The 22797-nt window shown below is 62.2% G+C and carries 21 protein-coding genes, 1 pseudogene and 1 riboswitch; of the genes and pseudogenes, 12 read left to right on the top strand and 10 right to left on the bottom strand.

The genetic code is table 11. The annotated features are described in order from the left end of the window. The first annotated feature begins 53 nt into the window (after positions 1-53). A complete protein-coding gene (gene pflA / locus AACH39_RS13160; protein ID WP_215778866.1) occupies positions 54-806 on the top strand; it encodes a pyruvate formate-lyase-activating protein in 753 nt (250 codons plus the stop codon). Between the two features lie 54 nt (positions 807-860). Continuing rightward, the gene (locus AACH39_RS13155) at positions 861-2063 is read left to right on the top strand and encodes an acetate kinase (protein WP_215778868.1); all 1203 of its coding nucleotides are present in this window, start codon (positions 861-863) and stop codon (positions 2061-2063) included. Positions 2064-2126: 63 nt separating this feature from the next. Here the strand turns inward: AACH39_RS13155 and AACH39_RS13150 are convergent, their stop codons facing one another. Both AACH39_RS13150 and AACH39_RS13145 read right to left on the bottom strand, forming a co-directional pair. Next, positions 2127-2813, bottom strand: coding sequence for a GNAT family protein (locus tag AACH39_RS13150; RefSeq protein WP_215778870.1), 687 nt, complete (start codon positions 2811-2813; stop codon positions 2127-2129). A gap of 2 nt (positions 2814-2815) precedes the next feature. Next, complete coding sequence (locus AACH39_RS13145; RefSeq protein WP_215778873.1) at positions 2816-3205, bottom strand: rhodanese-like domain-containing protein; 390 nt, start codon at positions 3203-3205, stop codon at positions 2816-2818. Positions 3206-3285: 80 nt separating this feature from the next. Here AACH39_RS13145 and AACH39_RS13140 point away from each other — a divergent pair, with 80 nt between their 5' ends. Both AACH39_RS13140 and AACH39_RS13135 read left to right on the top strand, forming a co-directional pair. Beyond that, positions 3286-4761, top strand: a complete 1476-nt coding sequence (locus AACH39_RS13140) for a PLP-dependent aminotransferase family protein (RefSeq protein ID WP_338620302.1) — start codon at positions 3286-3288, stop codon at positions 4759-4761. 16 nt (positions 4762-4777) lie between these two features. After that, entirely contained in the window at positions 4778-5320 is a 543-nt protein-coding gene (locus AACH39_RS13135) for a GNAT family protein (protein ID WP_338620300.1), read from the top strand. Between the two features lie 9 nt (positions 5321-5329). Here the strand turns inward: AACH39_RS13135 and AACH39_RS13130 are convergent, their stop codons facing one another. Genes AACH39_RS13130 through AACH39_RS13120 form a run of 3 tightly spaced genes read right to left on the bottom strand, consistent with a single transcriptional unit; the run spans position 5330 to position 6578 of the window. Beyond that, positions 5330-5728, bottom strand: coding sequence for an OsmC family protein (locus tag AACH39_RS13130; protein WP_338620299.1), 399 nt, complete (start codon positions 5726-5728; stop codon positions 5330-5332). A 3-nt stretch (positions 5729-5731) separates the two neighbouring features. Then, complete coding sequence (locus AACH39_RS13125; RefSeq protein WP_215778880.1) at positions 5732-6217, bottom strand: GNAT family N-acetyltransferase; 486 nt, start codon at positions 6215-6217, stop codon at positions 5732-5734. A 52-nt stretch (positions 6218-6269) separates the two neighbouring features. Then, positions 6270-6578 carry a cysteine-rich small domain-containing protein gene (locus AACH39_RS13120; protein WP_215778883.1) on the bottom strand — a complete coding sequence of 103 codons (309 nt, stop codon included), beginning with the start codon at positions 6576-6578 and terminating at the stop codon, positions 6270-6272. A 189-nt stretch (positions 6579-6767) separates the two neighbouring features. Here AACH39_RS13120 and AACH39_RS13115 point away from each other — a divergent pair, with 189 nt between their 5' ends. The 3 genes from AACH39_RS13115 (at position 6768) to AACH39_RS13105 (ending at position 9929) form a co-directional block, all read left to right on the top strand. Continuing rightward, positions 6768-8645 (top strand): diguanylate cyclase, encoded by a 1878-nt coding sequence (locus AACH39_RS13115; protein WP_338620297.1) that lies wholly within the window; start codon positions 6768-6770, stop codon positions 8643-8645. 81 nt (positions 8646-8726) lie between these two features. Then, entirely contained in the window at positions 8727-9095 is a 369-nt protein-coding gene (locus AACH39_RS13110; RefSeq protein WP_215778887.1) for a cupin domain-containing protein, read from the top strand. Between the two features lie 96 nt (positions 9096-9191). Then, on the top strand, positions 9192-9929 hold the full coding sequence (locus AACH39_RS13105) for a transporter substrate-binding domain-containing protein (RefSeq protein WP_215778891.1): 738 nt from the start codon (positions 9192-9194) through the stop codon (positions 9927-9929). Positions 9930-9949: 20 nt separating this feature from the next. On the opposite strand, the gene AACH39_RS13100 is transcribed toward AACH39_RS13105, so the two are convergent. Continuing rightward, complete coding sequence (locus tag AACH39_RS13100) at positions 9950-14440, bottom strand: EAL domain-containing protein (RefSeq protein ID WP_338620295.1); 4491 nt, start codon at positions 14438-14440, stop codon at positions 9950-9952. A 373-nt stretch (positions 14441-14813) separates the two neighbouring features. On the opposite strand from AACH39_RS13100, the gene AACH39_RS13095 reads away from it, so the two are divergent. The 3 genes from AACH39_RS13095 to AACH39_RS13085 all read left to right on the top strand — a co-directional run bounded on the left by AACH39_RS13095 (position 14814) and on the right by AACH39_RS13085 (position 17404). After that, the gene (locus AACH39_RS13095; RefSeq protein WP_215778904.1) at positions 14814-16502 is read left to right on the top strand and encodes a GGDEF domain-containing protein; all 1689 of its coding nucleotides are present in this window, start codon (positions 14814-14816) and stop codon (positions 16500-16502) included. 128 nt (positions 16503-16630) lie between these two features. Next, positions 16631-16849 carry a hypothetical protein gene (locus tag AACH39_RS13090; RefSeq protein WP_215778907.1) on the top strand — a complete coding sequence of 73 codons (219 nt, stop codon included), beginning with the start codon at positions 16631-16633 and terminating at the stop codon, positions 16847-16849. A gap of 30 nt (positions 16850-16879) precedes the next feature. After that, positions 16880-17404, top strand: a complete 525-nt coding sequence (locus tag AACH39_RS13085) for a GAF domain-containing protein (RefSeq protein WP_215778909.1) — start codon at positions 16880-16882, stop codon at positions 17402-17404. Positions 17405-17408: 4 nt separating this feature from the next. Here the strand turns inward: AACH39_RS13085 and AACH39_RS13080 are convergent, their stop codons facing one another. From AACH39_RS13080 to AACH39_RS13070, 3 genes and pseudogenes are all read right to left on the bottom strand, one after another. Then, positions 17409-17999, bottom strand: a complete 591-nt coding sequence (locus AACH39_RS13080; RefSeq protein WP_215778911.1) for a TMEM165/GDT1 family protein — start codon at positions 17997-17999, stop codon at positions 17409-17411. Between the two features lie 5 nt (positions 18000-18004). Beyond that, a riboswitch (yybP-ykoY riboswitch) is annotated at positions 18005-18176 on the bottom strand. 47 nt (positions 18177-18223) lie between these two features. Continuing rightward, the gene (locus AACH39_RS13075) at positions 18224-19726 is read right to left on the bottom strand and encodes a hypothetical protein (RefSeq protein WP_338620290.1); all 1503 of its coding nucleotides are present in this window, start codon (positions 19724-19726) and stop codon (positions 18224-18226) included. Between the two features lie 75 nt (positions 19727-19801). After that, positions 19802-20027: pseudogene (locus tag AACH39_RS13070) on the bottom strand (transposase); the annotation flags it as partial. Positions 20028-20245: 218 nt separating this feature from the next. Between AACH39_RS13070 and AACH39_RS13065 the strand changes: the two are divergent. Both AACH39_RS13065 and AACH39_RS13060 read left to right on the top strand, forming a co-directional pair. Continuing rightward, positions 20246-21187 (top strand): hypothetical protein, encoded by a 942-nt coding sequence (locus tag AACH39_RS13065; RefSeq protein WP_338620288.1) that lies wholly within the window; start codon positions 20246-20248, stop codon positions 21185-21187. A 784-nt stretch (positions 21188-21971) separates the two neighbouring features. Further along, positions 21972-22298 (top strand): hypothetical protein, encoded by a 327-nt coding sequence (locus AACH39_RS13060; protein WP_338620286.1) that lies wholly within the window; start codon positions 21972-21974, stop codon positions 22296-22298. Between the two features lie 72 nt (positions 22299-22370). Here AACH39_RS13060 and AACH39_RS13055 read toward each other — a convergent pair whose 3' ends face one another. Then, positions 22371-22604, bottom strand: coding sequence for a hypothetical protein (locus AACH39_RS13055; protein WP_338620284.1), 234 nt, complete (start codon positions 22602-22604; stop codon positions 22371-22373). Positions 22605-22797: the final 193 nt, after the last annotated feature.

Below are 22797 nucleotides of genomic sequence, written 5' to 3'. Positions count from 1 at the left end.
CCGGGGCTTCCTGCCCCGGCTTTTTGTCATAGACGTCTGTTTCGGAAGCTGTCATGAGTACATCCTCCCCAACGCCGCCCATCGGCTATTTGCATTCGACCGAAAGCGGTGCCGGTGTCGATGGACCGGGCATGCGCTTCGTCTTCTTTACCTCCGGCTGTCAGTTCCGCTGCCTGTATTGCCATAATCCCGACACCTGGAAGCTGCATCATGGGCGCCAGGTCACGGTGGAGCAGGCTCTGGCGGAAGTGGCACCGTATGCCAAATTCCTCAAGTTCGCCGGCGGCGTGACGGTTTCCGGTGGCGAGCCACTGATGCAGGCCGAGTTCGTCGGCGCCCTGTTCACGGCCATCAAGCAGCAGTTCGGTCTGCACACGGCACTGGATACCCAGGGCTTCCTGCACGAGAACATCGATGATGCCTGGCTGGAAAATGTCGATCTGGTCATGCTCGACATCAAGCACAGCGACCCGGAGCGCTATCAGGCGCTGACCGGCCAGCCGCTGCAGCCGACCCTGGATTTTGCCCGCCGCCTGCAGCGCCTGGGCAAGAAGATGTGGATCCGCTATGTGCTGGTGCCCGGCCTGACCGATGGCGACGCCGATATCGAGCGTCTGGCGCGCTTTGTCGCCGATCTGGGGCCGACGGTCGAGCGCGTTGAAGTGCTGCCGTTCCACCAGTTGGGCATGGACAAATGGGCGCAGCTCGGCATGAACTATGAACTGAAAGATACACCGGTACCGACGGCCGAGCAGATCGCCAGGGCCCGGGCACTGTTTGCAGCTCAGGGACTGAAAGTCACCTGAGCCCTGTTGATTCCACTCTGATCACCCAACTCAACGCTTCGTAGGTACCTAAAAATGACGACGGCTACTCCACTGATTCTGGTCATCAACTGCGGCAGCTCCTCGCTGAAGTTTGCCCTGCAACCGGTCGGCTCGACCGATCCGATCCTGTCCGGCCTGGCCGAATGCCTGGGGTTGGAAGATTCGCGCATCATCATCAAGGGCGAAGAAGGCAAGTCGACGCAAAGCCTGAATGGCGGTCGTCATGCCGAAGCCATGGAAGTGCTGACCCGCTACCTGGCGGAACGTGATCTGCTGTCCAAGGTGGCCGCGATCGGCCACCGCATCGTGCATGGCGGCGAGCGCTTCACCGCTTCGGCGCTGGTCACCGAAGAAGTGCTGGCCGGGATCGAGGAATGCTGTGAACTGGCTCCGCTGCATAACCCGGGTCACCTGGTCGGTATCCGCGCGGCCCAGAAGGCCTTCCCGCAACTGAAGCAGGTGGTGGTGTTCGATACCGCCTTCCATCAGACCATGCAGCCGGCGGTCTATCGCTACGCCGTCGCCAAGCGCTTCTACACCGACTATCACGTGCGCCGCTACGGCATGCACGGCACCAGCTGCCGCTATGTGACCGGTGAAACCATCCGCGTGCTGGATCTGGATCCGGCCGAACACGGCATCATCATCTGCCACCTGGGCAATGGCGCCTCGGCCACCGCGGTGCGCAACGGCCAGTGTGTCGACACCACCATGGGTATGACCCCGCTGGAAGGCCTGATCATGGGCACCCGTTCCGGTGACATCGACCCGGCTGCCGTCACCTACATCGCCCGCCGCGAAAACCTGGATCTCGACGGCATCGATACGCTGCTGAACAAGCAGAGTGGCCTGCTGGGCATTTCCGGTGTGTCGAGCGACTGTCGCGCGCTGGAAGAAGCGGCTGCGGCAGGTAACGCAGACGCCATCCTGGCGCTGGACATGTTCGCGCATCGCCTGGCCCGTCTGGTCGGTGGTCTGGCCACCTCGCTGCAGCGTCTGGATGCCCTGGTCTTCACCGGCGGGATCGGCGAGAACTCTTCGCTGCTGCGTGCCAAGACCCTGGCTCACCTGAGCATCTTCGGCTTCAAGATCGACGAAGCCGCCAATGAAGCCGCCATCCGTGGCAAGGCCGGGGTGATCACCGCGGCCGGCAGCCCGGTCGCCGTGGTGGTCAACACCAATGAAGAGTGCATGATCGCGCGCGATACCGCCGAACTGGCCGGCATCCACGCCTGATCAACGTCTGCACAGACAAAAAAGCCGGAAGCATTTGCTTCCGGCTTTTTCTTTGGCGAGGTGTCAGCGCAGGCTCTGCAAGCGGCGGCGCTGCTGGCCGTCGGCAGCAAAATTGTCAGGTGCCAGCCAGGCTTCCAGTGCGGCGCGGACGGCCGGCCATTCGTGGTCCAGCAGGCTGAACCAGGCGGTATCGCGATTGAGGCCCCAATTGACCCGAGCCTGGCGGAAGGTCCCTTCGTAGGTGAAGCCCAGTCGTTCGGCCGCCCGCATTGAGGCGGCGTTGAGCTGATTGCACTTCCATTCGTAGCGGCGGTACCCCCAGGCAAAGGCCTGGCGCATCATCAGATACATGGCCTCGGTGGCGATCGGCTGTCGCTTCATCTGTGGCGAAAAGTGCAGCCAGCCGACTTCGATAGAGCCATCAGGCGGGTTGATGCGCAGATAGGATGCGGTACCGACCACCTGGTTGCTGGCCTGCTCAATGATGGCAAAACGCAGCGGGTCCTGGCTTTGTTCACAGCCCTGCAACCATTGATCCCATTCGGCATCGCTCTGTGGCGGCGGGGTCAGATAGGCCCAGCCGGCAAGATCCGGCGCCAGGGCGGCACGCAGTCCGGCACCATGCTGCGCCACGCGGAAGGGTTCGAGCCGGCATAACCGGCCCGACAGGGTAAGCCGCTCGGGTGACTGTGCCCCCTGCCAGCCGGGGACTTCTTCGCCCAGCGGGCGCCCCAGATCGTCGTAGCGCATGCTCAACCCTCGCAACCGCATTGAACCTGACGGCCAGGGGTGGCGGTGGTGGCATAACCATCCCGCTTCCACCAGTCGATGCCGCCCTGCAGTTCCTTGACCCGGAATCCCAGCTCAGCCAGTTTGAGGGCGGTACGGGTGGAGCCATTGCAACCGATGCCATCGCAGAAGGCGACCAGCAGATGGTCGCGCGGCAGTTGGGCGGTGGTTTCGGCGCTGATGCGGCGATGGGGCAGGTTGAGGGCGCCCGGGATGCTTTCGCGGGCAAAGGCCTCGGGCGAGCGGCCATCGATCAGCAACAACGGTTCGCCGCGCTGCAGGGATTCGAACACATCCCAGCTGTCGGTCTCGTAAGCCAGCTTGGCCTGGTAAAAAGCGATTTGCGTCATCATGGTTTTCTCCCGATAGATTGTCAGCCAGTTCTCCATGTAGTCATGATATAAATCTGTACAGGTTCTGTAGAAGAGCCACCATGACATTGCCGGAGGGAGCCACTTTGCAGTCTGCCTGGATCAGTGAGGCGCTGGCCACCGTGCTGCAGCGCCAGAGCAAGGAGGGGCTGGCACGTCAATTGGCACGCTGGCTGCGACAATGGATCAGCGAGGGCAAGCTGACGGCCGACAGCCGTTTGCCGGCCAGCCGTGATCTGGCGCGCAGTCTGCAACTCGGTCGCAATACGGTGCTGGATGCTTATGAGCAGCTGCTGGCCGAGGGCTATCTGGAAACGCGTCATGGCGCCGGCACGTTTGTCAGTTCGCTGTTCCAGGCCCCTGCCCTGGCGCCCCGCCCTGCCAGCCATCATCCCGGCCTGTCGGCCCGCGGGCAGTCGCTGGCGGCGCTGACGCTGCGCGAGGATGACTATCAGGGTGCGTTTGTGCCCTGCATCCCGGAGATGCGGGCGTTTCCACACCGGCAATGGCAGCAGTTGCTGGCACGCCACCAGCGGCTGACCCCCTTGCAGGATCTGAACTATCAGGCCGGCGGCGGTCTGCTGGCGCTGCGACGTGCCCTGGCCGACTATCTGCAAATGTCACGCGCGGTGCACTGCTCCCCGGAGCAGATTCTGATCACCCATGGCACGCAGCATTCGCTGTCATTGTGTGCGCTGCTGCTGGCCAGTCCCGGCGAGGTGGTCTGGCTGGAGGAGCCTGGCTACCAGGGGGCGCGGGCGGCTTTCGAGATGGCGGGTCTGAGCAGTGTGGCCGCGCCGGTCGATGCGCACGGGCTCAATCCGCAGCAGATTGACGACCCGCGTGCTCCGCGCCTGATCTATACCACACCGTCATATCAGTATCCCTGCGGGGTCACCATGCCGCTGGCGCGGCGGTTGAGCCTGCTGGCCCATGCCCAGCAGCACGGCGCCTGGGTCATCGAGGATGACTATGACAGTGAGTTTCGTTATAGCTCAGCACCGCTGCCGGCGCTGCAGGGACTGGCCAGTGACCAGCGGGTGATCTATCTCGGCACGCTGAGCAAGGTGATGTATCCGGGTCTGCGGACCGGCTATCTGGTGGTGCCGCCCGGGCTGGTCGATGCCTTTCGCGCCGCCAATACCCGGCTGTGTCCGGAAGGCCACTACCCGCTGCAGGGCGCACTGGCCGAATTTATCGACAGTGGTCTGTTCGCCCGGCACATCCGCCGCATGCGCGAGCTTTATCAGGAGCGCCAGCTGGTGCTGCGCCGGGCGGTGGCGGAAACGGTCGCCAGTGAGTGGCAATGGTCGTCCGGTCATGCCGGCATGCATTTGCTGGCCACCCTGCCGGCCGGACTGGACGAGGCGGCGCTGTGTCGTCAGGCCGCGGCACAGGGAATCTGGCTGGCCGGGCTGGGCCGGCACTATCGCGGCACGCCGCCTGCCCCGGGGCTGGTGATTGGCTATGCCGGGGTGGCCGAGCAGGCTATTCGCCGTGGCGTCAGCGTGATTGACCGTCTGGCGCGCGGGTCTTAAATCATCAGGAGACAAGATGGACCCCATAGAACTGGTCACCGAGCGCCTGGTCATGCGGCAGATCAGCCTGCAGGACCGGGATTTTTATCTGCGGATCAACCGCCTGCCGCAGGTCATGCACTATATCGATGCCGTGCGTGATGATGCGGAGTGCGATCGGCGCCTGGCGGAGCGGGTGCCGCTCTGGCAACCGTCTTGCGGACAATGGCTGACGCTGGTGGTACGCCTGCGCGACAGCGGCGAGCCGATCGGCCTGCATGGCTTCCGGCTGGAGTTCGCGCCGCAGGGTCCGGCCGAGCTGGGCTATATGTTCATGCCGGACAGCCAGGGCCAGGGGCTGGCGCGGGAGGCCACGCGCCGGGTGGTGCAGTTTGCCTTCGACGACTGTGGCGTCCACAAGGTATCGGCCACGGTCACCGGCGGCAATCAGGCCTCGGCGCGTTTGCTGGAAAAGCTGGGTTTCCGGCTGGAAGGCCGGCTGCGGGCGCAATTCCGGCTGCACGATCAGTGGTATGACGATCTGAAGTACGGGCTGCTGGCCGACGAGCGGCAGCCCTGAACGGTCGGATCAGCCGGCGTTGAGGGTAAAGCGGGTGCTCAGGCGGATGCTGCCGCCGAGCATCAGGCAGACATGGCACTGCCGCTGCAGTGCCGCCGCCAGCACCTGGCTGACCAGCGCCTCGTCCACCCCCTGCGCGCGGATGTCGAAGACCAGTTCGATGTCGGTGTAGATCCTTGGCTCGGCCTCGCGCAGGGTTTCGTGCGTGGTCAGCTGACAGGACTCGACCTGCCCGCCCGCCTCGCGCAAGCCGTTGACCAGATCGGTGCTGCAGCAGGCCCCCAGGGCCATCACCAGCAGTTCGGTGGGACAGGGGGCGCCATGGGCGTCGGCATCGATCAGCACGGCGTGGCCATGGCGGTCACGGGCCAGAAAGGTGTTGTCCTGCAGATGGGTGACGCTGGCCATGCCTCATTCCTCTCCCAGGGCAAAGCGCTTCAGGCCATCCCCGGCCATGCGGTAGCGGACCCATTCATCCTGTGGTGCGGCACCGATGGATTGGTAAAAGCGGATCGCCGGTTCGTTCCAGTCCAGCACACTCCACTCGAAACGCCCGCACCGCTGCGACACGGCCAGTTGCGCCAGATAGCGCAGCACTTGCTTGCCGGCGCCATTGCCGCGGTGGGCGGGCGAGATGTACAGATCTTCCAGATACAGCCCCTTGCGTCCCAGCCAGGTGGAGTAGCTGTAGAAGTAGACGGCAAAGCCGATGTGGATACCGTCCGACTCGACGATCAGCGCATGGGCCGGACCATCGTGGGCGAACAGCGTGCGTTCGATGTCGGCCTGGGTGGCCACGACTTCATGTTCGGCTTTTTCGTAGATGGCCAGTTCGCGGATGAAACCGAGAATCAGGGCGGCGTCTTCGATGTGCGCCGGGCGGATGTTCAGGGACATGCGGCCTCCGGAGAATGAGTGTGATCACCCAGTCATATTACATCAGCATCGTTCAGGATTTGCTGTCGCGCGGCAATCCGTCCCAGGGTTGCGGGTCTTGCAACCATTTCTGCATCAGTTGCCAGGAGCGGGCATAGCCGTTGTGCGGCAGTTTGCAATCGCTGCAATCCTTGCGACCGACACCCTGACGGTCATGGTAGATGCGGAAGGGGCCGGGACATTGCAGGTTGACCAGCGGACAGTAGCAGAACAGGCAGTTGAACTCCTGCTTCACGCCCTGGTGGCAGGGCAGGTATTCGCACTGTTGATGGGTAAAGCCCATGTAATAGGTGGTGCTGTGGGGCGACACAGGATGGGACATGAGGCACGGCTTTCAAGGGGTCATGGGCGGATTCTAACGCCGTGCTGACGGCGCTGGCGCCGTGATGCGCCCTGCATTTGATCTGGATCGCCTGCCGCTGTCTCCGGGGTGGGAACCTGATCCATTTCTACATGATTCCAAGGTCATTTCGAGCTATAAATTGGTATGAATTAACGATAGTGAACGAGCATGCAAACTGTCATCGACGCCCTGAATCCGTCGACGCTGCAGCAAGCGCTGTGGCGTATCAGCTATGCGCCGGTTGGGGCTGATTATCTGCGCACGGTGGTGCCATGGCTGGCGCAGACGCTGCAGGCGCAGCGGGTGATGGTGACGCGCGCCATCGATCAACCGGTGACGCGGGTACGGGTGGTGGCGGCCAGTCCGGCCAATGGCGACAGTTTTCTGCTGGCCGGGCGTCCCTGCGAGCTGGTCTATCGCGGTCAGCCGCTGGCGCTGGTCAGCGGTCTAGCCGCGTCCTTCCCTCAGGGCCAGGTCGAGGGGTGCGACAGCTATCATGGTTTTCCGCTGCTGAATGCCGAGGGTCTGTGCGACGGGCATCTGTTCCTCGGTTTTGCCGGCGCCACTGCGCTGCCCGACTGGCTGCAAACCCTGCTGACCGAGCTGTGTGTGCGTCTGGGGGCAGAGTTGCGGCACATGCAGCAGGAAAACCGTCTGCAAGCCGCCGAACATCAGCTGGCGCTGCATAATCGGGTATTGCATCTGGCCAGCGCCAATACACCGCTGGTGACGGTGCTGGATACGCTGCTGCAGGGGATTGAGGCCGAGCATCCCGGGGTGATGTGCTCGATCATGGCGCCGGATCGCCAGGGGAAGCATCTGCATCTGCTCTCGGCCCCCAGTCTGCCGGCCGGCTATCTGGCCGCCATCGAGGGGGTGGCGATCGGACCGGGGGTCGGCTCTTGCGGCAGTGCCGCCTACTCACACCAGCGGGTGATCGCCAGCGATCTCTCGCAGCATCCTTACTGGGTCAATTTTCGTGAGCTGGCGGTGCAATATGCGCTCGGCAGTTGCTGGTCGCAGCCGATTCTGAGCGGCGAGCGCCTGCTGGGGGCCTTTGCCATTTATCACCCTCATCCCTGCGTGCCTGGGCAAGAAGACTTTGCCATGATCGACCGCGTCAGCGATCTCACCGGCCAGTTGCTGCTGCACCACGAGACGATGGAGGCGCTGCGGCTGAAGAGTGAGCACTACCAGATGCTGTTGCGGCATGGTGCCGACGGCACGGTGGTGCTGGACCGGCAGGGCAATTTTCTGGAAGTCAGCGACGGTTTTCTCAAGCAGATCGGGGCCAGCAGCAGTGAGGCGATTCAGGGTACGCGCATCTGGGACTGGTCGGCCAATCTGGATCAGTCGAAGGTGCTCAAACTGCTGCAGAATCACCGTGAACAGCCGCTGATCCTGCAAACCACCATGCGCCATGTCGACGGCTCACTGTGGGATGCCGAAATCACCACCACGGCGGTGCAGATTGATGGTCAGTCGCTGATCTGGGCCTCGGCACGCGACGTGACGGAACGCAAGAAACTGGAGGCCGCGTTGTTGCGCGAGGCCCGGCTCGACAGCCTGACCGGCATCGCCAACCGGGGCAATTTCCTGCAGGCGCTGGAAAAGGAGGTTGCCCGCGCGCGGCGTTATCCACAGCCTTTGTCGGTGCTGATGCTGGATCTGGATCATTTCAAGGCCATCAATGACCGCTATGGTCATTCGACGGGCGACGATGTGCTGCGCACGCTGTGCCGCGAATCGGCGCCGCTGTTGCGCAAGGAAGACCTGATGGGGCGACTGGGCGGGGAGGAGTTTGCCATTCTGTTGCCGCACACCCCGCTGGCCGAGGCGGGAGAGGTCGCACAGCGTCTGCTGGCGCGCATTCTCGACATGGCGGTCCCGGTGCCGGAATACCAGGAACGCATTCATTTTTCCTGCTCGATCGGGGTGGCCACACTTACGGCGGAAGACCGCCGCTTCGATACCCTGCTGTCACGTGCCGACAAGGCGCTGTATCAGGCCAAGGAGGCCGGTCGGGCCAGGGTCGCTCTGGGCTGATTGGCCACCGTTCTCCCTGCTTGCAGTTCGTCATAAACCATGACAATCTGTTTAAACAATTAAACAGACAGGGACCATCGCATGAAACAGACCAAAGACATCATTGTGTTCCAGCGGCATGCTGTTGCTGAAGAGTCATTCACCGCGGCAGATGATCGTCGCATCGAAGGGGCCTGCCAGCAACAAGTCGCCCATCACTATTCGGATCCGAGTGGTCAGTTTCATGCCGGCATCTGGCGCGGCGGGCTGGGCAGCTGGCGCGTCAAATACTCGGAGCATGAGTTCTGCACCCTGCTGGAAGGGCATGTCCGCCTGACCGATCATCTGGGGCACAGTATCGAACTGCATGCCGGTGACCACTTCGTGATTCCGGCAGGTTTTGAAGGGGTCTGGCAGGTGTTGCAGCCCGCCTGCAAAACTTATGCAGTGTTCGAAAGTTCAAATAAATAAATTATCTTCCCAATAAATCCATATAGCATTTCCTTGCCCTCGCAGGCATGATGGCTTGTTCTATGATGAAGTGAAGAACGAATCGGGAGCTCATTCATGCGGTCTGCGGTGCGTGCTCTTCTCTGCTCGTGGCTGTGGCTGGGGACCTGCCTGCCGGCGGGTGCCGGCACGGCCATTCGGGTGGCCTTCGGCGAGTCGCTTGAGCCTTATGTGATGGTGGACAGCAATAATGGCATCGAGGTGGATATCATCCGTGCCGCGTTTGCCGCCCGGGGCATTGCGGTCACGCCGCAGTATCTGTCTCAGCCCAGGCTGCCCAGTGCGCTGGAGCAAAGCGAGATCGAGGCAGTCGCCACGCTGGGACGCCAGTCTGGCGTGCATGCCTTTTTCTCCAATACCTATGTCGCTTACGAGGATGTGGCCATCGCGCTGAAGCAGCGTCAGCTGAAGCTGGCACAGATCCATGATCTGGAAGGACTGAATATCCTGGCATTTCCCAATGCCACCCATTATCTGGGCAGCGAGTTCCGTGCCCTGGCCTGGCGCAATCCGCACTATGCCGAGACCGCCGATCAGATCAACCAGAACCGCCTGCTCTATCGCGGCGCCATCGATGTGGTGGTGAGCGACCGGCGCATTTTTCAGTGGATGGATCGCAAACAGGCGCTGCAATTTCACGAAAAACCGCAACCGGTCGACATCTTCCATTTGTTCCCGCCCACCACGTATCAGCTGGCCTGTCGCAGCCAGTCACTGTGCGAGACCTTCAATCAGGGGCTGAAGATCATTCAGGGCAATGGCGAGTACGAGCGCATTCTGAACAATTACCGCTAGGGACCCGCTGAACAAGTGATTCACCCTGCGTTTGAAGGCAAAAGGCCTGGCTGCAAGGCGGGCATGGGAGCATGACGCTGCCGGATACGCGCGGCCAGCCAGGTCATCAGGCGCTGCGCGGCTTCCTGACGGCCCTCGCCCTGATGGATGGCGCTGTGCCAGTAGTGCGCCACATCGGCATCGGGTCCGAGGGTATCGAGGAAACGTCCCAGCGGGCAGCGATTGAGATGCTGCGGCGGATGGCAGCCTTCGCTGTGCATCACTAACCACAGATACGCCAGGGCGCCCATTTCGGACTGGATCTGGCCATGCTGCACCGGGAGCACGAAGTGCTGCTGCCAGCGCAGCAGTTCCTCGGCCGGCATCGGTCTGGCCAGGGCATAGCCCTGGCCGTAGTGTGCGCCGAGCAGGGCCGCCGCCTCCACCATGGTCTCGTCTTCCAGCCCTTCGACCACCACCTCGCAGTCGAAATCGCGTCCCATCTGGATGATGGCGCCGAGCAGACTCAGGGTCTGAACCGGATTATCCTGCGCACGTGCCAGCAGCGCCTGATCGCTCTTGATGGTCCGGAACAGCAAGGCGGACAAGCGTTGCAGACTGCTGTAGCCGGAGCCCAGATCGTCCATGGCCAGATGCACACCAAGCTCGTTGAGCCGGGCAATGGCCTGGTTCTGACTGGCGAAGTCGATGCTCTGGTTCTCCAGCAACTCCAGGTGCAGACGCTCCGGCGCAATGCCGTAGCGGTTCAGCGCCTCTTCTACCCAGGCGACGCAGGCCGGATCCAGCAGGGTGTGTGGCGGCAGGTTGACGGTCACCTCCAGCGTCAGGCCCTGCGCCTCCCAGTTCACCAGCCAGTACAGTGCCTGATCCAGCCCCAGGCGGAACAGGCGATCAAACTCGACATTGCTCAGCAAGGGCAGGAAGACGCCGGGGGCCACCAGGGAGCCGTCCGGCATGCGCAGCCGTGCCAGCGCCTCAACCTTGCGCAGTTTGCCGCTGCGCAGGCAGACGATCGGCTGCATGAACATTTCCAGTCCGCCGGCAAACAGTTGTTCGCGGTAGCGGCGGGCGGCGGTTTCTTCGATGCCGGCGGCCTGGCCGACCGGGCTGAAGCGTTGCCAGATGGTGCACAGGCGTTGTTGCAGACCGGCGGCAAACTGTTGCATCGAGCGCGACTCGAACTGATTGGGCATGCGGCCCTGGATCGCCAGCACATGGGCCGCATCACCGCTACCATCGCGAATCGGGATCACCACCATGCTGCGAATCGGGACGCGGTCCAGTACCGGGTGCCAGGTGGCGGTGCGCGGGTCGCGGCCATAGACGGCACAGGTTTCCGGGTTGCCACTGCGCCAGGCCAGCGGAATCACGCCACGACCCGCCTGCTCGCGCGTATCGAAGACCGGCTGCATGCCCGGCGTGGCCAGAATCTCACGGATGGGCTCGGCCATGTCGCCGGCACTGGCTTCGACCTGGAAAATCCCCTGTGCATTGGGACGCAGCAGCTGGCAGGCCAGCACACCCGGCAACTGGCCGATGGCCTCCAGCTCGCTGTGCCAGGCTTCGACCGGCTGCACGTCCTCCGGCGGCAGGGGGCGGGACAGCAGGACCTGGTAGGCATCCTGTACGGACTGCGCGCCTTCCAGCTCGGCCTGCAGATCGTCCTGCATCCGGGCATCGGCGGCCAGGAGCACCCGGTAGCGTTCGCGCGCCGACAACAGACTGCGATTGAGTTGTTCGCCCAGCTTCTGGCGGAACAGTGCCCGGCTTTGCGTCAGCAGGGTGCTGGAGACCCCGACCAGGGCATGGACGCCGCCGATCTGCTGGCCGCGCTGGATGATCCCTTCGCGGGTGGTATCGGGTGCCAGCAGGTAGCGGCAATGCTGCGCCTGAGCCTGACGCAGATGCTGCAACATGCTCTCGTCCAGGCTGGTGAGGATATCCGCAATCGGCAGTCCGGCATGTCCCTGGCGGAAAAAGGCGGCGGAGAATTCGTGGATGACCTGTTCAAGGGGGGCATGCAGGCGCTGCAGCAAGACGGCTGCCTCAGCGCCATAAGGGTCAAACACCTGGTCCACCATGGCAGCATCGCTGACCTCGCCGGCCTGGCACCACCAGCGGCTGCGCTCATGCTTGTGCAGCTTGGCCTGATACATGGCGACATCGGCCTGGCGCATCAGCAGATCCGGGTCCAGGGCATCGCGCGGGAACACCGCCAGCCCCATGCTCATTCCCACCGAGGCCAGTTGTCCCGGCATGACCTCGAAGCCCTGCTCTACCCCCTGATGCAGCCGTTCGCAGACGCGCTGCAGTTGTTGCTGCAGTTGCTGCTCGTCCAGGCCCTCGATGACCAGCAGGAACTCGTCCCCGCCCAGGCGGGCCAGCATGTCGGCACTGCGCAAGGCCTTTTTCAGGCGTTGTGACAGTTCTTGCAGCAAGCGGTCACCGGCCTCGTGCCCCCAGGTGTCGTTGACTGGTTTGAAATCATCCAGGTCGATCATGCCGACGGCGACCAGAGTGCCCTGGCGCCGGGCCAGGGCGATGGCATGTTCCAGATGCTGTTCCAGTGCATAACGGTTGGGCAGTCCGGTCAGGGCATCGTGACGTGCGCGGTGGGCCTCTTCGCGCTGCATCAGGCTCAGGCGCTGCTTGAGGTCCATTTCGTCCAGACCATGACCGAGCAGGGCGGCAACAAATTGGCACAGTTCGATGGTTTGCTCGTCAAAGACGTCGCGCTGCGGCGAGACAAACATCAGTACCGCCCAGCACTGGCCGGCGCGCCAGACCGGCGCTGCCAGTGCGGCATGCCATCCGTGGCGCTGGTTGAATTCACGCCAGGGGGCCAGCAGCGGGTCATCCAGGTGATCGTTGTTCACCACCAGCTGTGCACTGCGCCAGGCGCGCAGGACCAGCGGGCAACCCTGTTGCGGCATCAGCGGCAATTCGACCTGTGGCAGCTCCACGGTGCCGCAGCCGGCGCTGGCCAGAACCTCGAAGCGGCCATCGATATTGGGACGCCCCACCCAGACGGCATGGAACTGTGTCCCATCGATCAGTTTTTCACAGGTGCGCAGCAGCATTTCGCTGGCGCTGCGCGCCTGCAGCACGACGTCGCCTTCACTCATCAGGGCGCGGTAGAGGTGTTGCAGGCTGATGATGCGGTGGCGTTGCCAGATTTCGTGCAGGCCATGGCCGATGCTGCTGGCCAGCGCCTGCAGCACATGCTGGCTGTCGTGATCGAAGACGTCTTCGTACTGGCAATAGACGGTCAGGACAGCACTGGGCTCGCCCTGGACCAGGATCGGCAGGGCGGCAAAGGCGCCGAAGCGGTGGCGCTGGGCCATGGCCAGCCAGGGCGATTGCAGTTCGGGATGATGGTAGCGGGCGGCGAATACCGGACGGGCCTCGCGCCAGGCGATGCCGGTCGGGCCATTGCCACCGATGACACCGGCCAGGGCAGAAATATGCACATTGGCCAGATAGTCGACCTGCCCTTCTGCCGCCAGCACGCTGAAGCGACCGTTATCCGGGTCAGGACGACCGATCCAGGCCAGCATCATGCCGCCCTGACTGACCCCTGCCTGGCAGACGGCGGCAAACAGCGCCTGCTCACTGTCGCACAGGCTGCCCTGGCGGTTGATCTCGGCCAGCCAGGCATTGAACTGCACCAGGGTCTGCATGCGCCGCGCCTGTTGTTCGCGCCGGGTGACATCCTCGATGGTCCAGACCGACCACTCGTCGCTGCTCCCCTGCAAACGCACGCCGGTCACATCGCACAGCAGGACGTCGCCGTCGCAACGGGCATAGCGCACGCCATGCAGACTGACCCGCCCGTCTCGCTGCATCTGGTGATAGGCCTCGCCAACGCGGCGATATTCATGCTCATCCGGGTAAATGGCGCGCACGGACTGGCCGACCAGTTGCGGCAGCGTGTAGCCGAGCATGCGCGCGCAGTTGGCATTGCTGCGTTCGATGATACGGGAGCGGACCAGGGCGATGCCGACGCGCGTGTTGTCCAGCAGGGCCTGCTGCAGCAGACGGGCATCCAGCCGGTCCAGCCCCATGCCCAGGTCGGCAGCAAACTGGCTCATCGCCTGCCGGATGGCGGCATCGTCGCCCAGCGCTTCATGTGGGTGGAACAGCCCCAGGATGGCCCAGGGCTGACCATTTTTGTGAATGGGCAAGGCGACGCCGGCGCGGATGCCCTGTTGCAGGGCCTGGCGCTGCCAGGGGGCGAGTGGCCGCAGCGCGGCCAGACTGGCCAGCAACACCATGTCGCCGCGCTGCCAGGCCTGCCGGGTGGGTGACTCGTCCTGCTCACCACCGGTCAGCACGTCCAGGCAGGTCAGATCGCCGCTGGCGGCCAGGATGCGAAAGTCGCCGTCCGCATTCGGCTGGGCAATGAAGGCCAGCTGCAAGCCGCCGATGCGGACTGCGCTGTCGACGATCTGGGCCAGCAAAGCCGGCTCATCCTCGCCGTGCAGCAGCAGTTGGCTGATCGCAGCACGCATGGCGTGAAAATCGGCCCAGTGCACCAGACGGCGCGTGGCGCGGCCCGCCAGGCGCAGTCGTTCCAGCCAATGCGACCACCGCCGTTGCCACCGACTTGCGGCGGAGCTTCCCTCCGTGACTGCGCGACCTTTCACCGCCACCCTTTCACCATGCCACCTCTTATTAGGCCATTGTCATGGTGAATGATAAGCGATTTTGGCATTTACGGATAATGTCTCCAAAGACTGTCGTCGGACTGCCAGCTTGCCTGTCTCCGTCACACGGGCGACGTGTTTGTTTGCTATTCTTTATGCAACTCTCATACACCCCCTTCGCGACCGCAGCCAGACGATGGACGGGGAGGTGGTTTGCTCGCTGATCTGGAGTCATGTCTTGGTTTTCTTGCTTGCCGTGACCAGCCTGCTGTTGCTGCTGGTCCTTGGTCTGGTCCTCCCGGGCGGGCTGCGCGCGCGCCGTTGGCTGGAGGCCCTGCCGGATGCCGTGCTGGTGGTAGACGCGCACGGCATCATCCGCCATGCCAACGCCCGCTGCCGCTTTTTGCATCCGGATGCGCCGGCAGGTTTGATCGGCACCCCCATCCTGCAATGGCTGCCACAGGGCAATATTCTGCAAGCCCCGGTTTGGCGTGCGCTGATGCTGGCGCAAGACTCCTGCGCCAGCGGCAGTCTGGGACAGCATGACTGGCAGGCCGCGGCGGATCAGCTCCTGCCGCTGGTGATCACGGCCAGTGCCCTGCCGCAGCAGCACGCGGTGCTGCTGGTGCTGCGGCGTCCTCAGGATCAGTTCCCCGATCACCCGCAGTACTATCTGGCCGCCAAGCTGCTGCAGAGTGCGGAAAGTGACGCCGGCATCGGCTCCTGGGTGTTGCACAGCGAGAGCGGGCGGCTGGAGTGGAGCCAGGCGGTGCACGATATTTTCGGTACGGACCCGCGTGATTTCGTGCCGACCGAAGAAGGGTATTTCCGCTGTGTGCACCCGGAGGACCGCCAGCGGGTACGCGAGGATCTGAACCGGCTGATGCAGGGGGGCCAGCCGTTTGATATCGAGTATCGCATCGTGCGGCCGGACGGGCAGGTTCGCCATTTGCTGGAGCGCAATCATATTCACCAGCTGGCCAATGGCCAGATCGATCATCTGTGGGGCACGGTGATCGACATGACCGAGCACAAGCAGCTGAAGACGCAGCTGCAGTTGTCGCAGCTGGCGGTGGAGCACAGTTCGGAAGGGATTGCCATTGCCGATGCCGATATGCAGTGGCTGTATGTCAATCCGGCGCTGGCGGGCATGTGCGAGCAGCTGCCGGGGATGGCGCCGCATTTTTTGTTGCCCGGGGTCGATCGCGCCCTGAGTGCCGGTGATCTGCAGGCCATGCTGGCCGACGGACAGGACTGGCAGGGGGAGCTGCGAATCTGGCGGCCGGACCGCCCGCCCCTGCCGGTGCTGGTTTCGGTCACGCGGCTGGCCGCCAATGACAGTGGCGCCCATTCGGTGTGGGTGCTGACGGATATCAGCCGCATCAAGGAGGCCGAGCGCAAGCTACGCATGCTGGCGTTCTTCGACGGACTGACCGGCCTGGCCAACCGGACCTTGTTTGCCGAGCAGTTGCAGCGGCAGCTGCAGACCGGCACAGGGCTGGCGCTGGCTTTCATCGATCTGAATGGCTTCAAGCAGATCAATGATGCCCTGGGCCATGAGGCTGGTGATCTGGTGCTGTGCGAAGTGGCTCAGCAGCTGCAGTCGGTGTGCCAGCCCGGGGATCTGGTGGCGCGCTGGGGCGGTGACGAGTTTGCCTTGCTGCTGACACACGGCGCGACACTGGCGGAATTGCAGCCGCAGTTGCATGCGCTGCGCCACCGTATCCATCTTGTGCGTCAGGCCGGGACGCGTACGCTGACGGTCAATGCCAGCATCGGCGTGGCCTTTTATTCCGACCGGACGGCCGGCAGCGAGCAGCTGGTTCAGCGGGCGGATCAGGCGATGTATCAGGCCAAGGCACAGGGCGGCGCAGCGCTCTGGTTGCAGGATGAAGACGGACTGCGCCCGCTGCCGCAACGGCCGTGACACTGCTCGGACCATATCTTGTGTCTTTTGCGCTGCATCACCCCATTTTCTTGTTGCATTTCGCAGCGCAGCGACTAGAACTAGTGTAGTTCGGTCTCAGCCACCCCAGATGTGGTTTGGAGGAAGTCATGGAAAGGCGCTTGAGCCAGTCGGATATCGCAGCGCTGCGGCAGCTGCAGCACAACCCGCTCGATTTCAAGGCGTTCAGTCATCCGGCCCTGTGTGCCAGTCAGTTCATCGAATCCAATGGCTGTGGCGGCTGTCGGGTCAGCGCCTTCGGCGCACGTTTTCTTGCCTGGCTGGATCGTCGCTACCAGGTATTGTGCGATCTGGGCAGCGGTCTTTGAGCCTGTCTCCGGCCATGCAGGTCTGGCGCCATGATCTATCATCCACCTGGCGCCCTGTCCGAGCCGAGTTCCAGCATGAACGTCCTGCGTGAGTTGTTGTTTACCGATATTGAACCGGAAGACCGCATTGATATTCTGGCGGCCTACTGTCGCACCCGCTTTGATGTTTACAAGGCGATGATCACCGTCATCCATGCCGAACAGCAGTGGGTGAAGCGCCACCGCGAGCTGGTGGAGATCTTTATTCCGGAGACCTTCAGCTTCTGCCATCAGACCCTGGCCGACGGCAATGTGTTTGAAGTCCCGGATACCCTGCAGGACCCCCGCTTCAGCGATCACACCCTGGTATGCCAGGAGCCCAGGGTGCGCTACTACATCGGCACGCCGCTGGCGCTTCAGCCAGACAAGCCGTTCGGCACGCTCTGCCTGCTGGACTTCAAGCCCAAGCACTTGTCCTGGGAGGACAAGGTACATTTGCGCAAGGTGGCGCGCCTGATGGCGGAAGACATGCTGCAAAGCCGTCTGGTGCCGCCCGAGGTGGCCGGCACCGGCTGACGCCTCAGCCCCACAGCGGGGTGGTGGTCACGGCATGATGCAGGGCCAGCAGACCGAGTACGACGAAGATGGCCGCAGCCAGCAAGTGTACTTTCCGGGTCGGCAGACGCTCGGCAAACCGGCTGCCCAGATAGATGACCGGGACATTGGCCAGCATCATGCCGATGGTGGTGCCGGCCACCACGCTGAAGTAATCCTGATAGCGTGCCGCCAGGGCGATGGTCACCACCTGGGTCTTGTCGCCCATTTCTGCCAGGAAGAACACCACGACCGTGGTGGCAAACACCCCCATGGCGCGCTTGGGCAGGCTGACTTCGTCCTCGTCCAGTTTGTCGGGAATCAGGATCCAGCCCGACATCAGCACGAACGATGCCACAATGAGCCAGTTGAGGATTTTGGGATTCAGCAGATCGGCCAGCAAGGCGCCGACGCCGCCGGCACAGGCGTGATTGACCAGGGTGGCCACCAGGACACCCAGCATGATGGGCAGGGGTTTGCGATAACGCGCGGCCAGGATCAGCGACAGCAACTGGGTTTTGTCACCCACTTCTGCCAGGGCCACCAGACTGGTCGAAACAAGAAAAGATTGCAGCATAAAAAAATCCGGGCCGGCAAACAGACAATGATCGCATGCTCACCCCGGCCTGACGGCGGCGATGCGATCAAAGGTCTTGCCAAATCCCGGATCACTTGCACCATGCCGCATGCGGCAAGTCTGTTGATGCAAGTCCCTCTCGCTGACGGAGGGCGGCTACTCCCCAATGACGAGCGTCATATTATCAGCTAATCGTTTATTTTGCATCGCTATTTCTGCGGACATCACACCAGCTGCGAAGACAGCACCGGCAACTGGATCAGGCCATGAGCCTGGATCAGTCGCTGCGCATGCTCGGCCTGCCGCTCGGCTTCGGTTTTCAGTTGGTCAGCATGGTGATCCGGACTCAGCAGGGGCATCAGGTCAACGTGCAGGTGGCCTGGTTTCTCCCGTGTGGTATCGCTGACTTTCTGTGCCGCCAGATAGGTTTGCTGCCGGGTGCGCTGGCTGGCGGCTTTTTCGACGGTCGCATAGGCCAGCTGTGCCTTGTGGTAGCCGAAGGCAGTACGGGTGCTGGCGCTGTCCTGAATCTGGTTATAGACGTAGTCGCCATGCTTGAAATCGAGCGGCACCCCGGGCACGGCAGTATGGAAGCTGGCGCTGAGCTGCGTCTGCTGGTTTTGCACCACCTGACGTTCGGCCGGGTTTTTGTCATCGACCTCGGTCTGTTGCGAGGCCTGGTAGGAGAAGGTCTGCCACTCGTCCATGCGCCTGGCGTTGGGCTGGACCGGGGTGGCGTTGATCGCCAGGGAAAAGTCGGCGAGACCGCTCAACAGGGCGTGATCGTCTTCATTCAGCGTCGAGGGGTGGCGGGTCTCGGTTGCCTGGCTGTCCTGATGATTGAGCTGGGTGAAGCCGACCTTCAGCCAGTTGATCAGTTCTTCATCGGCATGGCCGCGCTGACCGGCCTGATCGAACTGCTGCAGATAGTGATCGACGGTCGCTGCCTGCTGCGACTGGCTGCCCCACAGGCGCAGGTCCCGGGTGTTGACGTTGAGCTGCACCTTGCCGGCGGTACCCTCGATCGTCAGGCTGCGGGTCTGTTGATCGACATGGAAGCTGTAGCGCGTATGGGCGGTGCCGGAGGGTTTCAGATCCGCCTGAAAGTCCACCGCGCTGAGCAGCTGGCTGTCGTACTGCAGCAACCCGGTCATCGCCAGCCTTGGCGGCTCTTCCGACAGACCATCCAGCGCTTGCTGAAAGCCTTGCGCCAGCCCGGCCAGTGCCTCGCGCTCCTGATCACTGATGGCATTGTGGCTGACGATTTCCACCCCAAGCCGGTCATTCTGCTGGCTGAGGGTCACCATCACCTCGCCGCCGCCAACGGTTTTGACATGCAGACTGCCTTGCCGGGTGAACAGGGCCGTACTCTCGACCGGCAAGGGCACCGCCAGACGGATGCTCTGGGCATCATTGCTGGTGTCATTGCCCAGCCGCTGCATCACGGCTGCGCCCAGCCCCTGGAAGCGGCCTTTCTGCGAGCTCAGGCGGAAGTTCTGCGCCAGCAGGGCGGACAGGGCATCGTGCTCATCTCGCTGCCAGACGACGGCGGGCAAGGTCGGGCTGAGCGAGGGCGTGTAAGTCACCACATCCGGATCGGCGACCGCCCCCAGCGTCACCACGGTCGAGGGAGAATCACTGCTGCCGGATGCGCTGGCCGGCGCGACATAGGACGACGGCCAGGAGGCGGTGGCAGGAGGGGTACTCAGGGGCGAAACAATCGTCATATCGAAATTTTAATTTGAATTACTTATGCATAATATCGACCGGAATGGCAATTTGTTGAGGGGCGGCCTGCACCAGCCCACGGCTTGGCGCAGCGCAAGGTTGAACAGGCATTTGGTTGTCAGGCAGAACGGAATGGCGACATCACTGAAGGTCTGCCTACGGCCACGCTGACCTGGCGGACTGCCGGGCCAGTTCATGTCACGGTCCGGCCAGATCATCTGGCCAACCGTGCGCTTTGAGCGCTGCGTTGTCGGCTTTCCAGTTCGTGGTCTTGTCCTTTGGCGAGACGGGCTTGCTCATGCCATCATCCTGCCCCGTCTGCCCGGGCCGTGATTTGTGCAACGAAGCCATTTGAAACAGCAACCCTGATCATTTTCCGCTCGGCGATATTTTATCCCCCTGATTTTTGACAGCGCCCCATCAGGAACGAATATAAATAGCCATGGTCAATATTCCGTTATTTAATCAGACAGTTTTACTTTTTGTTTATTCAAATTGACCACGAATAAAATATTACCATGACAAACAAACAGCGCACGATAATAATCGGCACTCTTATTTTTATCGGCATGGGATATTACTGGTTCTATCACAGTGATGGTTATCGCTGGCAAGCGGAGCCCCCCAGCCGTTATCTGCCGCAGAAAAACAAACAGGAGCCCTCTTATCTCGCCTATCAGAAGGCCACCATGCCAGACCTGGTACCCGGTACCCACGACCTGGGCAAGGCGCAATATGAAGGCACGCCGCAATGGCAATCACCGCGTGACTTGCTGGGTGTTGCCGTGCCCGGTGGGGCGGGCCGGCTGGAGATCGTCGAGTATCTGCGCTTTCAGGAGCAAGACTCGGAGCGCTTTGACCAGGGCGCGCTGGTTTTCCGCTTCGAAACGCAGGGCCATCAGCCTGTGCAGGTACTGGCCATTCAGCCGCTGCGCTATGACCCCACCCTCAACCGCGTCATCCCGCAAGGGCGCCCATTGCCAGCGGTGGTGTCCCCCCCTGGCGGCAAGGTGAGCTATGAAGATCAGACACTGTATGGTCCGATCTCGCTGTTCAGCTTCAACAAAACCGGCACCACCACGCGGGGCTACCAACGCAGCGATACCGGCCTGGTCGCCTTGAGTCTGCGCAATCAGCGCTTGCTGCTGGCGCAGCACTTCATCAGTTCACTGATGCCGCCGGATGGGCCATGCAAGACCGGACAGCCATCTCCCTGCCGCCAGATCAACACCCGAATGCAAGTCTCTGCCACCGATGGTGATGCAAGCACGGCAGGCATGCCCTCCATCACCCTGACCAGTACCCTGCAAAGCCAGCAGGGCCAGCAACAGCATGCGGTGCGACTCATCTACAACCCGGCACGTCATCGCTACCTGTCGGCCACAGGTGCCGATATCGATCAGATCGACGCGCTGTCCCCAGCCAGGACCGATGCGTTTCTCGCGGCGCTGGTCCCCTGATCTGCAAAAACAAAGGCTCAGGAGAAGTGACGCTCCTGAGCGTATCCGTCATGACAGGCATTGTCCGGCGGATGACTTGAGTCTCGTTGCGCTACCCCGGGTATCGGCCAGGACTCCTTCCTTGCGCAGCGCGCTGAGCCCCTGCGACGCACCCTGCACTGCCACTGAGCACTCTCTGAGCGCCATGCTTGATTCGATCAGCCAAACCTCCAGCCTCAATACCTTCCCCATACACCTGCGCCAACGCCTCTTCGCTGATAACCCGCATTTGATGGCAAATCACTTGTTTCATGTTTATCTCCTTAATGTGGATAAAAACAAAATGAAGTTAACAAGAATATGCACCCATCCATCACCGAGTGCTCAGCCATGAAAGCGGGCAACCTGCTTTGTTCCTCCCCTGGCGTGGCAGTTTTTTTTGATTTCATCAATTAAATTTCAATTAAAAATAAAACCACTCAATACGGCAACGAACGAAAGGGCGCTTGACATAATCTGCCCACCTTGGAGTATGGACAGCCATTCAAGCAAAAATCACCAAATACATATAAATATTTAATTTCCGCAAATTCGGATTTTTATTGGATAAAACATGAAAATTACCCACCCAGGTGCAGGGTCATCACCTGCGCAGTCCTCATGCTGTGCAGCCTGGCTTACGCCTGGGCCTACTCCCTGTACGGCCTGGCATGGAGCATGCGATAAACCACCGGTCTATCGCGATCAGCAGAACATTCAGGACCCGGGCGGACGCAGGGACAAGCGGGCGATTTCGTCCGATGCCTTGAAAACCGCCGACATCCCCTCGCTGATTGCCGGTTTCAGCAGGCTGGCGGATCAACTGGATGTGGGTACGCCCTCCTGGCAAAACCGCCATGATCTGTTTGGTGTCGCGGCGCCCGCGCAGCCGGGGCCTCTGCATGTCCTGTATGACCGGCGATTCAGCTCGGCGGATGGCCGTTTCTGTCGCGGCATGGCACTGTTCCGGGTCGAGACCCTGAATGACCGGCCGGACCTGCTTTCCGGCGATCGCGACCTCGCGCAAATTGAAGGACTGTTTCCGGCCTCGGCCGATGCCTTTCTGGCTTCCCTGCCGGTTCGCCATGCCTGAGATTGCCAACAAAATGCCCGGGCAGCGTATGCTGCCCGGGCATCATCCCCAGCCGTTGCGCCAGACAGGGGGTTAGTCGTCGTCGTCCCCGCCCGGCGCCGAGTAGTCACTCTCGCCATCCCCACCATAGCCGCCCGCATTGTGGCCGGAGCCGTAGCCCTGGTGCACGTTGTAGGCACCCGCCACGCAGTTGGGGCTGCGACGCAGACGGTGTTGAACCCCCTGCGATGCCGCCAAACCACCAGACACCTGCCGCAAGGCATCGTCGGAGATAAACCGCATTTGCTTGCATGTCACTTGTTTCATGTTCTGCTCCTTCACAAGGTTAAGCTCAGGCAGCATGCTGCGCTGAGAGACAGGCATTCAGTACTGCTGGAATGCCTGCTGATAGGAGAGACAGCCGGCAGACTTGGTTCAGCGCACAGGGTGGGGATTATTCCGGTTTAAGGCACGGAAAAAGACACGGCGCGGGTCCCGTACCGATTGGCTAAATCATGGC

Source organism: Paludibacterium flexuosum, assembly GCF_037076605.1.
In the GTDB taxonomy this organism is placed as follows: Bacteria; Pseudomonadota; Gammaproteobacteria; order Burkholderiales; family Chromobacteriaceae; genus Paludibacterium.
This window is presented reverse-complemented; position numbering and strand designations above follow the sequence as displayed.